Source organism: Streptomyces sp. JLSY215, assembly GCF_059682825.1.
Genome location: NZ_CM185022.1, coordinates 4,415,655 through 4,428,470, shown reverse-complemented (window position 1 = coordinate 4,428,470; position 12,816 = coordinate 4,415,655). Strand labels below are relative to the sequence as shown.

Annotated in this window: 12 protein-coding genes and 1 pseudogene; 4 read left to right on the top strand and 9 right to left on the bottom strand. The window is 70.6% G+C overall.

Annotated elements, in window-relative coordinates:
* Positions 1 to 25 precede the first annotated feature (25 nt).
* Together AC5677_RS19765 and AC5677_RS19760 are read left to right on the top strand one after the other, a co-directional pair.
* Entirely contained in the window at positions 26 to 514 is a 489-nt protein-coding gene (locus AC5677_RS19765; RefSeq protein WP_497196331.1) for a MarR family winged helix-turn-helix transcriptional regulator, read from the top strand.
* Between the two features lie 49 nt (positions 515 to 563).
* On the top strand, positions 564 to 1,016 hold the full coding sequence (locus AC5677_RS19760) for a GNAT family N-acetyltransferase (protein ID WP_497196330.1): 453 nt from the start codon (positions 564 to 566) through the stop codon (positions 1,014 to 1,016).
* A gap of 60 nt (positions 1,017 to 1,076) precedes the next feature.
* Here AC5677_RS19760 and AC5677_RS19755 read toward each other — a convergent pair whose 3' ends face one another.
* The 8 genes and pseudogenes from AC5677_RS19755 to AC5677_RS19720 form a co-directional block, all read right to left on the bottom strand.
* On the bottom strand, positions 1,077 to 1,640 hold the full coding sequence (locus tag AC5677_RS19755; RefSeq protein ID WP_497196688.1) for an SbtR family transcriptional regulator: 564 nt from the start codon (positions 1,638 to 1,640) through the stop codon (positions 1,077 to 1,079).
* Between the two features lie 18 nt (positions 1,641 to 1,658).
* Positions 1,659 to 1,838: pseudogene (locus AC5677_RS19750) on the bottom strand (helix-turn-helix domain-containing protein); the annotation flags it as partial.
* A gap of 276 nt (positions 1,839 to 2,114) precedes the next feature.
* A complete protein-coding gene (locus AC5677_RS19745) occupies positions 2,115 to 3,254 on the bottom strand; it encodes a pyridoxal-phosphate-dependent aminotransferase family protein (RefSeq protein ID WP_497196329.1) in 1,140 nt (379 codons plus the stop codon).
* Positions 3,255 to 3,389: 135 nt separating this feature from the next.
* Positions 3,390 to 4,775 carry a serine hydrolase domain-containing protein gene (locus tag AC5677_RS19740; protein ID WP_497196687.1) on the bottom strand — a complete coding sequence of 462 codons (1,386 nt, stop codon included), beginning with the start codon at positions 4,773 to 4,775 and terminating at the stop codon, positions 3,390 to 3,392.
* 291 nt (positions 4,776 to 5,066) lie between these two features.
* Positions 5,067 to 5,777, bottom strand: coding sequence for a hypothetical protein (locus tag AC5677_RS19735; RefSeq protein WP_497196328.1), 711 nt, complete (start codon positions 5,775 to 5,777; stop codon positions 5,067 to 5,069).
* Positions 5,778 to 5,793: 16 nt separating this feature from the next.
* Positions 5,794 to 7,038, bottom strand: a complete 1,245-nt coding sequence (locus tag AC5677_RS19730) for a MerR family transcriptional regulator (protein WP_497196327.1) — start codon at positions 7,036 to 7,038, stop codon at positions 5,794 to 5,796.
* 130 nt (positions 7,039 to 7,168) lie between these two features.
* A complete protein-coding gene (locus tag AC5677_RS19725; RefSeq protein ID WP_497196326.1) occupies positions 7,169 to 7,909 on the bottom strand; it encodes a response regulator transcription factor in 741 nt (246 codons plus the stop codon).
* The gene (locus AC5677_RS19720; RefSeq protein ID WP_497196325.1) at positions 7,906 to 9,153 is read right to left on the bottom strand and encodes a sensor histidine kinase; all 1,248 of its coding nucleotides are present in this window, start codon (positions 9,151 to 9,153) and stop codon (positions 7,906 to 7,908) included. Before AC5677_RS19720 ends, AC5677_RS19725 begins: the two co-directional genes overlap by 4 nt.
* 157 nt (positions 9,154 to 9,310) lie before the next feature.
* Between AC5677_RS19720 and AC5677_RS19715 the strand changes: the two genes are divergently transcribed.
* Together AC5677_RS19715 and AC5677_RS19710 are read left to right on the top strand one after the other, a co-directional pair.
* Entirely contained in the window at positions 9,311 to 10,462 is a 1,152-nt protein-coding gene (locus tag AC5677_RS19715) for a CPBP family intramembrane glutamic endopeptidase (RefSeq protein ID WP_497196324.1), read from the top strand.
* Positions 10,463 to 11,561: 1,099 nt separating this feature from the next.
* A complete protein-coding gene (locus AC5677_RS19710) occupies positions 11,562 to 11,810 on the top strand; it encodes a hypothetical protein (protein ID WP_497196323.1) in 249 nt (82 codons plus the stop codon).
* Between the two features lie 393 nt (positions 11,811 to 12,203).
* Here the strand turns inward: AC5677_RS19710 and AC5677_RS19705 are convergent, their stop codons facing one another.
* Entirely contained in the window at positions 12,204 to 12,788 is a 585-nt protein-coding gene (locus AC5677_RS19705) for a TetR/AcrR family transcriptional regulator (protein WP_497196322.1), read from the bottom strand.
* Positions 12,789 to 12,816 lie beyond the last annotated feature (28 nt).

The window sequence follows — 12,816 nt, the reverse complement described above, 5'->3', positions numbered from 1 at the left end:
CGTACGACCCACGAGGAGGTCTCCGATGACGCAGCAGACGCACGCGACGCCGCAGGCGGCAGCCGCAGAGGCACCCAGCGGCGGGCTCGCCCAGGGCTGGTGCGCGCTCTCCGCCCTGCACGGCCGTATCGAGTCGCACATCGAGCGCGCGCTCCAGGCCAAGCACGACCTCAGCGTCCGTGAGTTCTCCGTCATCAATGTGCTCAGCGAGCAGCACAGCGGACCGGGTGGCCATCTGCGGATGCACCAGGTCGCGGACGCCGTCGTACTCAGCCAGAGCGCCACCACCCGGCTGGTCACCCGGCTCGAGGAGCGCGGACTGCTGGAGCGCTATCTGTGCCCGGACGACCGGCGGGGCATCTACACCAACGTCACGCCGGACGGCCTCGTGCTCCTGGAAGAAGCCCGGCCGACGCACGACAGCGCCCTGCGCGAGGCCCTCCAGGACGCGGCGAAGCGCCCGGAGCTGGCGCCGCTGGTCACGGCCGTCGAGACGCTCCCGTCCTCGGCATGACGCGGACGCCCGCGGCGGACGCCCGGCGGGCCCGCATAAGGTCGCGCCCATGAGCGATATCGAGATACGCCGCGCGACCGAGGCCGACCTGCCCGCCATCATCGCGATGCTGGCCGACGATCCGCTGGGCGCCGCCCGCGAGTCGCCGGACGACCTGACCCCGTACCGCGCCGCATACGAGGCAATCGACGCCGATCCCCAGCAGCAACTGGTCGTCGCGGTCCGCGAGAGCCGTACCATCGGCACGCTCCAGCTCACCGTCATCCCGGGCCTCTCCCGGCGCGGCGCCGCCCGCTCGATCATCGAGGGCGTACGGATCCACTCCGACGAGCGGGGCGGCGGCCTCGGCACCCGGCTCATCGAGTGGGCGATCGACGAGTCCCGGGCACGGGGCTGCGCGCTGGTGCAGCTCACCTCCGACGCGAGCCGTATCGATGCCCACCGCTTCTATGAGCGCCTCGGCTTCGAGGCCTCTCACCTGGGGTTCAAGCTCCTGCTCTGAGCAGTGTCCGGGCTGAGGGCTTCCGGGCTGAGGGCCTCCGGGCTGGAGAACGGCGCGGAGCTACTGGGCGCGGTCGGCACGCTCCCGTGCCCGTGCTCGCGCCCGGTGCGCCTTCTGCCGGCAGGCCGGACCGCAGTAGCGCGCGGGCCTGCCGGTAGGGGCGGCCGCGACCGGCTCGTCACACACCTCGCACCGCGTTTCGTTACGCCGAGCCGCCCTCTTCGGCAGTTTCGTTACGGTACGGCTCGCCCGCAGCCCATCGCACATCAGCGCCGTCATCCGGCCGGGAGCCTCCGCCGAAGCCCCCACACCGGACCGTCGGCGTTCCATCGCCATACACCCGACCAGCACCGCACGGACATCGCCCAATTCCACGTCCGGCCTTACAGCGCCCGCCTGTTGAGCGCGTACCACGAGGACGCCCAAGGCCTCCGCGAAGTCCCGCTCGGGCCCCGGCAACATCTCCGTTTCCGCCGTGCCCGCCGCCTCCAGCGCATCGCAGAGCGCGTTGTTCTGCGCGGCATGCCGCACCACCGACGCCAGGAAGCGAAAGAACACCCCGCCCGGGTCCTCGGCATCGGCCAAGTCCCTTGCCGTGTCGGTGAAGAGCTGTATCCGGTCCACGACCGACGCCCTGAACAGAGCTGCTTTGGAAGGGAAATGGCGGTACACGGTCCCCGCGCCCACTCCGGCACGGCGTGCGATCTCGCCGAGCGGGACGCCCAACCCCCGTTCCTCGAAGGCGGATCGGGCCGCCTGGAGCACCAGAGCTCGATTGCGCCGGGCATCCGCGCGCGACGGAGCCGACCCGCCATCCGTCATCCTCAAGTCTCCTCAGATCGCCCGGCTCCACCATCGAGCATGCGCCGGACCTCAACCGGGCCCTTCATTCCGATTCTATGAGGGACCTGAAAGGGGGGTCTGGAGGGGCACGCCGGGTCGCGGGGCGAGGCCCAGCCCCGGCCCTGGCGCCGGCCTCGACCCCGGACCAAAGCAAAAGGGCCCTGTTTCACGTGAAACCGTCGGTTTCACGTGAAACAGGGCCCCATCCGCCGCCTCCGACGGCCTCTGGCCGACGTCAGCGGCGCCCCGCTCCCCTCAGCGCGCGGCAATCGCCTCATCCCATGCCGCGCCGGCCGCGCCGGCGGCCGCAGCTTCGTCCACGTCGGTGCCCAGCGCCCGCAGCCCGACGGCCAGCGCCGCGATCGAGGCCAGCACCACGCCCCGGTCCGCGGCGCGGCCGTAGTGGTTCACCCGGATCATCTCCTTGGCCAGCGCGCCCGCAGCCGCCTGCACCGGAACCGAGCCATCGGCGGCGAGCGCGGCGGACACCACCTCACGGGCGTCCAGGTCCCCCGGCGCGCGCAGCGTCGTCGCGGCCGGCGCCGCGTCCTCGTCCCGGATGACATACGGCACCGGACCACCCAGCGCCTGTACGCCCGCCCGGACAGCCGCGGCCGACGCACGGTGCCGCGCAATGACCGCGTCCAGGCCCTCCGCCTCGATACGGTCGACGGCCTGCTCCAGAGCGAGCATCTCCAGCTGCGCCGGGGCGTGTGGCAGAGCGGTGCGGCCGCCGTCGATCCAGCGCTCCTTCCAGTCCCGCAGCGAGAGGTACGAACGCCGCGGCGCCTGCTCATTGGCCACGATCCGCTCCCAGGCGCGAGGGCTGACCGACGCCACGGAAACCCCGGCCGGCCCAGCCAGCGCCTTCTGGCCTCCGATCACACACAGGTCCACGCCCCACTCATCGGTGAGCAGCGGCTCGGCACCGACCGAGGCGACCGCGTCGAGCATCAGCAGCGCCCCGTGCTCGCGCACCACGGCACCGATCTCGGCGACCGGGTTGGTGTTGCCGGTCGCCGCCTCGGCGTGCACCAGGCTCACAAAGTCGATCTCGGGGCGCTCGTTCAGGGCGTCCGCCACCTGCTGGGGACTGACCGCGCCCGTGAACGGCGCGGTGATGGTGACGACCTCGGCGCCACAGGAGCGCAGCCAGCCGCCGAAGGTCTCGCCGTACGGGCCGGTGATGATGTTGAGCGCGGTGCTGCCGGGCCGTACGGCCGAGCGAATGCAGGCCTCCAGGGGCAGCAGCGCCTCGCCCTGCATCGCCACGACATCGCAACGGGTGCCCATCAGCCCGGCAACCTTGTCCTCGATCCGCGCGAAGTGGGCGGCGGTGAGCGGTGGCAGGTCGAGCAGGTCCGGGGCGGCGGAATTCGCGGTCGGGTCAGACACGGCAGTCACAGGGCCTTCCAGCGGTAGCGAGCCGCGCGATCCGGTGCGGCTCCTGGTATCTCGCTCGACTGTACGTCCGCCCCTGACACCCCCGCCGAACGGCCCTGGACTCTCCGCCCGGTCCCGCCGTGCCGCTCAGACTCGCCAGCCCTCCTCGTCGACCCCGCCCGGTACGGGCCCGGCGGGCTCGTACGGTCCACGGGTAAAGACGAACGTCCCCAGGTCCAGATGGCTGACCGAGCCGTCCGACTCCCGCACCACCCGCAGCGTTTCGCCCGCGTAGTAGCCGTCCAGACCGGTCCAGGTGCCGTCCGGCTCCGGCCGGAAACGCGAGCCGCGGCCCGCCCCCGACAGCGGCGCCAGCTCCAGTCCGCGCTCCGCCGTCAACCGCAGCACGAAGGGACGCGCACCCCAGTACCAGGGGCCGGTCAGCGCCAGCAGATCGTGGTCGAGCGGTCCGGCCAGCGGGCGCCAGGGCTCCGGAATCCGCGGTTCGCGGTCGGCCACGATCTCCAGGAGATCGGCCGTGATGGCGCCCACCGCGGGCCCCGAGGTGCAGTTGGCCAGTGCGATGGCGGCGAGGTCTTCCTCGACGTCCACCCACAGGGCCGCGAGAAATCCGGGCATCGATCCCGTGTGCCCCGCCAGCAGGCGGCCGCCCGGTGCGCCGCCGCCCGTCCGTCGTGGCTGTGTCCGTACGAGCTGCAGCCCCAGGCCATAGCCCGCCTCCCAGCCGCCCCCCTCGGGCGGCACCGCCGGGGCCCGCATCTCGGCCAGGCTCGACGCGCTCAGCACCCGTTCATCGCCCCGCAGCAGAAACGCCGCCCACCGGCACAGGTCGTCCAGCGTGGACCACAGCTGGCCCGCCGGGCCCATCAGCCCGGTGTCCTGAGCCGGTTCGGGCAGCATCGCATCGGCCCACGGGTGCACCGCCCAGCCGCCCGCATGCGGCATCTGCGGCCGCAGCGCCGTGCGCGCCATACCCAGCGGCTCCAGCACCTCTCGCCGCAGCACCTCGCCCCACGGCTCGCCGCCCCGCAGTCGTTCGACGAGCGCACCGAGCAGGGCATAGCCGGGATTGGAGTAGTGATGCCGCTGTCCGGCCGGCAGGCGCTGCGGCCGTTCGCCGAAGAGATCGGCCGGCTCGGGCCGCAGCTCACCCACGGTCCGCTCCCACCACGGCCCCCGAGGTTCCGCCGCCAGCCCCGAACTGTGCGCCAGTAGTTGAGCGACCGTCGCCTGCGGCACCGGCGTCCCCTCCAGGTGGCGGCCGATCGGGTCCGCCAACCCCAGGAGCCCTTCATCCCGCAGCCGCAGCACCAGCACGGCGACGAAGGTCTTGGTGAGGGAGCCGATCCGGTACTGCACATCGGCGTGCGGCACCTCCCCCGGCACCGAGGTCCGGGCCCCCGTCCACACCGCTCGCCCCTCTCGGACGACCGCGCCCATCATCGACGGCGCCCGCCCCTCGGCTTGCCCGACCGCCAGCCGGTGCAGCAACGCCCGCCGCGTCTGCGGCATCAGCTCGGCATACGCCTCGCCGGTATCGGCCGCCCCCGCCCCGACGGCCGCCGGCAGAGGCTCACCGGCCCGCGGCTCGGGCAGGGCCTCGGTCTCCTGGGGCTCCGGGCTTTCGCCCGCGGCCTCCCGGGACTCGGGCTGCTGGGACTTGGCGGACGCAGCGGTGGTCATGGTGCTCCTCAACGGCCGGTGCGGCTGATGCGGCTGATCGGCGGGCTCCTGCCCACCACAGCTCACCTTCTCGCGATCACCGCCCGGCACGCGAGGCCATTTCGGCCCCGCCGCTCACCGTCACCGCAGCGCAGCAGCCCCTATCACCGCCCCGAGCTCGGCCTGTTCGTCCTCCGGCAGCCGCCGCGCCGCATGGACCGTATGGAGCGCGGTGCGCAGCCGCATCCGGTCCTCGTCCGTCCCCAGATAGCCGAGGTACGCTGGCAGCGTCAGCCCCAACGCCATGAGATCGGCCCGCGCACACCACCGCCTCAACAGCTTCCGGATGGCCGTATCGACGGCTTCCTCGACGGCCCGTGGTGCCGGAGCAATGTCCCCCATGGGGTCGTCTCCCGTCGCGGCGTCCCTCTCCTCCCGTGCCGTATCGCGCAGGCCGTCGCCGATCGCGAAGCGGATCCAGTCGCCGTACTGTCCCTCCGGCAGCTCGCCCACCCGCTCGGCGGCCCGCACGAAGTACCCGTACGCCAGGGCCGGTTGTCTGAGATCCCGGTACGCCCGCGCCATGTTCACGTACAACGAGGGATAGAACCCCCGCACCCGCTCGTCCGCCACCAGGTCGGCCCGGTCCAGACACTCCTGGTTCCAGCGGAGCGTCTCCTCGGGCGAGCTCTGATGCCGGGCGAGGTAGTGCGCGGCGATGCACGCCTCATAGTCGTCGGCGGCAGCATCCCAGGCCTGCCGAAAGAGCTCGTACGCCACATCCGTGCGCCCGTCCGCCTCCGCCTGCATCCCGGCCACACACAGCCGCACAACCGGCAGATCCGGATCCATCCCCCGGTTCCCCTGATCAGCCATCGGTACCAACCCCACCCCCGCCGGCACCCTCACTCACCGGCATCACCAACGTCGTGAAGCTCCCCTGGTCAGCGGAACGGACCACGACGGGTCGTTCCCCCGAGGCGATTTCCAGCAGCGCATCGGGACCCACTCCGGCCTCCAGCGCGGGCACAAGAACCGCCGGATCAAAGGCGATCCGCGGCACCCCTCCATGTCTCACGACGTCACGTTTCACGGCGTCATGCCTCACGGCGTCATGCCTCACGGCGTCATGTTTCACGTGAAACACCGCCCGGAGCCGAACGGGCTCGCGCTCTCCGCCCGTCACCTGGAGCTCCTGCTCGCCGCCGGGCCCCGTGCCCGCCGCGAGCGACACCACACCGCCGCGCCCGGTAACCGCGTCCCGCAGCCCGCCCCGGTCGACGACGACGCGGTATCCCCCGTGCTCCAGCCCCTCCAGAATCAGCCGGTAGTCCGGAAAAGTGTCGAGGTCCTGGCACGCGCGCCGACCTCGCTCCCCTGGTGGCTCCCAGCACTCGCCCTCCACGGCATCCCGAAGCCGGAACCCCACCGCCTCCGCCGCGCCCTCCGCGCTCATCGCCTCCGTCCCGCACTCCACCACAACCGTCATCCGCCGTACGGCCCACTCCGCCAGGTCACGCGCCGCCCCCGCGCCGATCAGCAGCTTGCGCGGCCCGCCCTCAAAGGCCTCGGCCCGCAGCACCCGCACAGCCAGCCGATAGCGGTCCGTGGCCACCAGCCGCACCTCGCCATCGACGAGTTCGAGCAGCACACTCCCCAGCGCCGGGAACTCCTCACACGCCGCCCCCACCGCAGCGGCGGGCGCCACCTGGCGTACCGCACCGGCGAGTTCGGCCCCATCCACCCAGGCCCGTACCCAGCACCCCCTCGTATCCTCCGACGCCTCCCACAGGAAGCTCTCCACGACCGCCTGCGCCTCGTCCGCCGTACGCCGTGTCCGCTCCAGATGCGCCCGCAGCACGTCCCGCGCCGCGTCCCGAGGCCCATCCAGCACCACCCCGATATCCACCAGCGGCAGTCCCGCCGCCCGCAGCCGGCGCAGCCGCACACCCCGGGCCGCCTGCCCCGCCGCGTAGTGCCGGTACCCCGTCGCCGCATCCACCCGGGCCGGCCGTAGCACGCCGCAGTCGTCGTAGAACCGCAGCGCGCTCGGCGTCAGCCCCACCCGCCGCGCGAATGCACCGATGCCCAAAAGCTCTTCGTCCTCGTCCATGAGCGGGATTGTCGTGCTTCAACCAGCCTGAAGGTCAAAGGCTTCGGCACGGACGATCGGCTACGGCATCAGAAGCGCGGAACGTCAGGAGGGCGTTCTGCCCATGAGCCGCCGACGGAGGGCGGCGCGGCTACCGGACGTCGCCCCGCAGACCGCTCGCCCCGGGCCCCACCAGCCCCGTCTCATACGCCAGGATCACCGCCTGGGTCCGGTTCTGGGCGCCGAGCTTGGCGAGCACATTGCCCACATGGGTCTTCACGGTCTCCAGGCTCACGGTCAGCTCGACGGAGATCTCCTGGTTCGTCAGGCCCTTCGCCATCCGCCGCAGAATGTCGGTCTCGCGGTGGGTGAGTGCGTCCAGCCTGCGGGCGGCGTCGCGGCGCACGGGCCGGCCGGTGGCCAGCCGTCGTACCGCCTCGGGGAACAGCACGCTGTCGCCGGTGACGACCAGCCGGATGGCGTGCGCGATCTGCTGTGCCGGGGCGCGCTTGAGGACAAAGCCGCTGGCTCCGGCCTGCAGGGCGTCGTAGACGTACTCGTCGTTCTCGAATGTGGTGATCACGATGACCTTGGGCGGGTCGGTCAGCTCGGACCGCAACCGCCGGGTGGCCTCGATTCCGTCCAGCCGTGGCATCCGTACATCCATCAGCACCACGTCCGGCCGCAGCCGCGCGACCAGGGGAAGCACCTCCGCGCCATCGGCGGCCTCACCGACCACATCCAGGTCGGGCTTGGCCGACAACAGGGCACGCAGCCCGGTACGGGTCAGCTCTTCGTCATCGGCGATGAGCACGCTCACCGGCACATCCGGGGCCGTATCCGGCTCGGCCGCACCGGTGTTCGCGGTGCCGACGGTGTGTGCGCTGCTCATGGCGCCGACGGTAGTGGAATCCGCACCACGAGACGCCAGACTCCGCCGACGTGCCCATCTCCCTCGTCACCCGCGCTCGGCGCGATCCCGGTGAACACCTCGCCGCGCAGCAGCCGCACCCGCTCCCCGATCCCGGCCAGGCCACGCCCCGGCCCCAGCCGCTCGGCCGAGCGGAAGCAAGCACCGGCCTCATCAACGGGGTTGGTGAGCTCCACCACCAGCCGGCCGTCCTGGGCGGTGACCCTCAGCGCGATCCCCGTCTTCGTCCCGTATCGCAGGGCATTGGTCAGTCCCTCCTGAACGATGCGATACGCCTCCCGGGAGACGGTGGCCGGTATGCGGTCCACCACGCCGACGGTCTCGACGCGCACCTCCGCCCCGGCCCGCCGGACCCGCTCCACCAAGGAACCGAGCTCGCCGAGCGTGGGCTGCGGTGCTCTGGGTGCCTGCCCCTCCCGCAGAACCCCCAGCACATGGTCGAGGTCGTCCATCGCCGCCCGGGAGGTCTCCTCGATGCTGGTGAGGGCCCGGCGTGCCGCATCCGGGTCGCGCTCCATCAACTCCCCCGCCACGGCGGCCTGGATGGTGGACGCCGTGAGGGTGTGGCCGATGGAGTCGTGCAGTTCCTGGGCCAGTCGATTGCGCTGGGCCAGCTGGTGCATCTGCTCCTCCACGGCGGCCAGCCGCTCCACCGGGTGGTGATCCAGGAGGACCGGTGCCAGCAGCCGGAGTACGGCCGCCGCCCCGGCACAGACCGCCACCGACAACGCCAGCGCCCCGGCGGCCGCGCCCCATGCCCACAGGCCGGCCGGACCGGAGTCCACCTTGATGTGCCGGCCGAAGGCATCGACGACGCCTCCACCCCGCAGCCAGACCGAGCCGAACATGGCAGCGGTGAACAACAGCAGGCCGGTCAGCCCTGTCACCACCCCGCCCAGCGCCATATGGGGCAGCAGCCACCCCGCCGTACGGAGCCGATTGGCCCAGGGAACCCAGGAGCGTTCCCCTGACGACGGCTCGACGGGAGCGGGAAGACCGGTCCCCAGCAGGCGATTCGCCAGGCGCACGCTGCCGCGGCGCGCCGCACGGGGGCAGGCCATGGCCACGATCACCACCGCGAGCGCGCACGTGAAGCCGACGATCCGCAGCGCCGCCGGCCACGCCGGCGGCGCGAACAGCAGCGCGGTCGTCAGCGGCACGACGCCCAACAGCGCGCCGAGGAACGCGTGACTCCAGTCCGCCATGCCTTGTTTCACGGCCCTGCCGAAGCGCGGGCGATTCATTCTGCGCACGGCCTGATCATGGCACCCGGCCGGTTCGTCATCCTCCCCCGAAAGAGCCAGAACGACGTCCCGATTTCGAGGGGCCGACATTCCCCCTTCGCGGCGAGGTGTCGATCCGATGCACAGTGCGATGCTCACTGAGGCCACATCCATTGCCGGCGCCCGAAAACTCGCTGCAGGGATGTGCGACTGCCCGGTTCTCCGGGATATCAGCCGGATCGGAATCAGCCCGCCTGATGGCAAAACGGCAACTGGACGGAAGATATGCATGTCAACAAGAAACAAAGGAATCGCAGCATTCCTCGCCCTCTCCTTCGCGGGAGCATGGCTGTGGCTGCTGATCGCGCACCTGGGCCTCGGCCTGTCGGCGCTCAACCCCTTGCTGCAACTTCCCGCGTTCTGCATGCCGGGGATGGCCGCGCTGATCGTGCGGCGCTGGGTCACCAAGGAGGGATTCGCCGATGCGGGGCTGCGCCCCCGCCTGAAGACCGGCTGGCCCTACTACCTCACGGCCTGGCTCGGCCCACTCCTGACGGCCGCCGCCACCGTCGGCCTGGCAGCAGCCCTCGGCCTTTGGCGCCCAGATTTCTCGCCGCTGAACAGCCTGCTCCCCGGAATCCCCGGATGGACTGCGGTGGCCCTGCTGATGTTGCTGGTCCCCGTCCTCATGCCGGTGTACTGGGGCGAGGAATTCGGCTGGACCAGCTATCTCCGCCCGCGCCTGTACGCGGGAAGAACTGCACCGTCCCTCATCGCCACCAGCCTTATCTGGGCCACGTGGCACTACCCCTTGGCCTTTATCGGCTATATCGAATTCTCGGACCTGATACCCGGCCTCGTCGCCTGGACCTTTTCCTTTCTCTGCCAGGAGATCATTCTCGCCTGGCTCTACGAGCGCAGCGGCAGCGTCTGGGTCGCAAGCCTGGCCCATGCCGGAAACAACATGGTCCTTTTCCTGCTCGCCGGCCAATTGCTCGGCGCCGGGGGTGGCCTGAGCACCCTCGTCATCACCTTGCTCCCCACCGTCCCGACCGCCGTGATCAGCGCATGCATCATCCTCGGCCGCGGGCTGACGCCCCGTCGCGACCGTGCCCCTTCTCACCGCGTCCCCACCTCGGCGACTGCTCCGGCCTCGCGCGGCGGCGAATGCCTGGCGGCCGACCCGCGTGGAGCGGGTGAGCTCAAGCAGATGGCCCATCCCGTCGCTCCCCGCGAGTCAGGCACGTCCCTCCGAAAGGGGGAGTCCGGGAAATCCGGGAGTCCGGTGTAGCTGGCCACGCTGTCTCCGGACTCACGCTGTCTCCGGCGATGAGGAGGTTCGCCACCCAGCGGCGCTGCCCGACGGCGGGTCAGGCGCCTCCGGCCGTCCGCATCGATGTCCCGGTAGAGCCGAGCGGACCGGCTGAAGAACCGTTCCAGGCGCCAGGCCGCTTACCCGTCCGGCGAGTCGTAGAACGCACGGCGCCTTCTACGGGTGGCGGGCATCTGGGTGGCATAGCCGGAATGGCCGTACCACCGCTTCCGGCACTTCTGGTTCGCCGGAACGTGGCCGCATTCGGCGTCCAAGAGCCGACCCACCGCGATGACCCCGCCACCCCGCCACTCCCACTACCCCCGCCACTGCACCGTTCCGGATCCTCCGAGAGGGCATGGGGTGTTGGTCAGCCGCATCGTCCAAGTGGGCCACAGCAACTTCGAGATCGCCATGGAGCGCTGGCGCGGGGCTCTTGATGCCTGGGGGACGGCAGGGTGGGGTCCGCCTTCCTCCTGCGGAGTCGGCAGTGCAGTGGCAGGCCAGTATCCACCGAGACCGGCACCCGTCACCTCGGCAAGACAACGAGATTCCGTACGTACGAAGGGTGTTGAAGGCCAAGACACTGAAAGATCCCTCGCTGCAAAGGCCGTTGAGCACGCGGCCGAGTCGAGGGCGACACCCGACCGGACCGATTTCCCCAATCGAAAGATCACGCAATAGCTGCCGAACAATGGCGCCTCGCCTTGCCCCACCGAAGCCAACCTCAGCCGCTGCACGGAGAGTTGGCATCCCTGCGAAGCAACGCGGGCGCTCCATCCAGTCTCCCGAGCGGCCGACCGAACCCGCCGCAAACAAACGCTCCGCCCCGAAATCCAGAAGCCTGAGGCCGCAGCAGTTTTCATCCCACCCTCCACGATGACGGCAGGTCACACGATCACCCTTGGCGTCGGCCCCCCTGGAGGAAGCCCACGGCGTGTTGCGCGCCACGGCCGGCCGCCTCCGGAGACCCGTATGCCAGCGCCGATGAGCGGTGCGGGATTTTTCGTATTAGCTTCCAGTAACTGTACGAAGTGGATCTGTTGCAGATCGCATCCGCTCAATCAATGGAGGAGATATGCGCAAGCTTCAGAAGGCCGCCGTGGTAGCAGCCGTCCTCGGCAGTGTCAGCTTCCTTGGCGCCGGCACCGCCAACGCCGGTGGCGGCGGTGGATGCTCGGCGCAAGTTCTCGACGTCGACGTCCTCGGCGAAGTCGGGATCCTCAACGGCCTGCTGGGCAACGCTCTCAACGGCGCGGGCGCTCCGGGCGGTCAGATCACCGGGATGGGCTCCTCCATGGGTTGTAACGGCGGCCATGGTTGGTAAGCACCCGGAAGTCGCGTAGGTGACGGAAATGGGCCTCGGTGTCCGCGCCACAGGCCGGACGCCGGGGCCCGTTTTCGACCGTCTGCAAGGCCTGGGCGTGGACCGGTTCACGAGGACCGGCCCCGCAGTCAACTGCTCTGCTCCAACGCCACTCGGCACAACCCCCTACGAGGTTGCAGGGTCTCGCGGCCGGTGTCGGAATTCGCCCTCGTGACATGCAGGTTCTCCCGCAGCCTCAGGTCGTGTCGGACGTCGGAGTCTCCACTTCATGTCGTTTCCTCGACGGTCCGTCTTGATCGGATCGCCTGCTGTTCCGAGACGAGTTGGCTCGTGCGGAACCAGAGTTCGTGCTGAGGTCCCGTCCGGCTCCGGGTTCACTGCTCGCCAGCAGCCTCACCCAGAAGGCCAGGTGACTTCCCAGGCCGCCTCGATCATCTGAAAGATCTCGTCCAGCGCGGCGTCCGGGTCGGCCGCCTCGCGGACCAGCGCATAGGCATCGATCACGAACCTCGCGATCGTCCGGCAGGCCGTTTCGCTCTGTGACAGGTCGGGATCGGCGACGAGGGCCGTGGCCAACGACTCTGCGTGGCGCAGCCGCATCGACTCCTCGTACTCCCGCAGGGCACGTGACGCGTCGATCATGCGGTAGATCGGGGCGGCGCCGTCCCCCGTGCAGTGCCGGACCATGGCCTGGACCTCGCGGCGCAGCGCGGGGATGAGTGACTCGTGCGGCCCTCGTCCGGTGACCGCCTGCGTGAGGCGCTGCTCGAAGTTCTCGTCCTGGTCGAACACCAGGGCCTCTTTCGAGGCGAAGTGGGAGAAGAGCGTGGTGACGGCCACGTCGGCCTCGGCGGCCACGTCACGGATGCCCACCGCGTCGTACCCGCGCTCCAGGAAGAGCCGCAGTGCGGTGTCGGCGATCTTCTGGCGGGTCGCGGCCTTCTTGCGTTCACGGCGTCCGGTCGTCGGCACGGTCATGCCACTGACACTACCAAATCCAAAGGAA

Excerpts from the sequence above, each read along its gene's own strand:
- AC5677_RS19735 (WP_497196328.1), bottom strand. The coding sequence starts at position 5,777 with ATGGATCCGGATCTGCCGGTTGTGCGGCTGTGTGTGGCCGGGATGCAG.
- AC5677_RS19760 (WP_497196330.1), top strand. The coding sequence starts at position 564 with ATGAGCGATATCGAGATACGCCGCGCGACCGAGGCCGACCTGCCCGCC.
- AC5677_RS19740 (WP_497196687.1), bottom strand. The coding sequence starts at position 4,775 with ATGCCGCAGACGCGGCGGGCGTTGCTGCACCGGCTGGCGGTCGGGCAA.
- AC5677_RS19715 (WP_497196324.1), top strand. The coding sequence starts at position 9,311 with ATGCACAGTGCGATGCTCACTGAGGCCACATCCATTGCCGGCGCCCGA.
- AC5677_RS19705 (WP_497196322.1), bottom strand. The coding sequence starts at position 12,788 with ATGACCGTGCCGACGACCGGACGCCGTGAACGCAAGAAGGCCGCGACC.
- AC5677_RS19720 (WP_497196325.1), bottom strand. The coding sequence starts at position 9,153 with ATGGCGGACTGGAGTCACGCGTTCCTCGGCGCGCTGTTGGGCGTCGTG.
- AC5677_RS19730 (WP_497196327.1), bottom strand. The coding sequence starts at position 7,038 with ATGGACGAGGACGAAGAGCTTTTGGGCATCGGTGCATTCGCGCGGCGG.
- AC5677_RS19725 (WP_497196326.1), bottom strand. The coding sequence starts at position 7,909 with ATGAGCAGCGCACACACCGTCGGCACCGCGAACACCGGTGCGGCCGAG.
- AC5677_RS19710 (WP_497196323.1), top strand. The coding sequence starts at position 11,562 with ATGCGCAAGCTTCAGAAGGCCGCCGTGGTAGCAGCCGTCCTCGGCAGT.
- AC5677_RS19765 (WP_497196331.1), top strand. The coding sequence starts at position 26 with ATGACGCAGCAGACGCACGCGACGCCGCAGGCGGCAGCCGCAGAGGCA.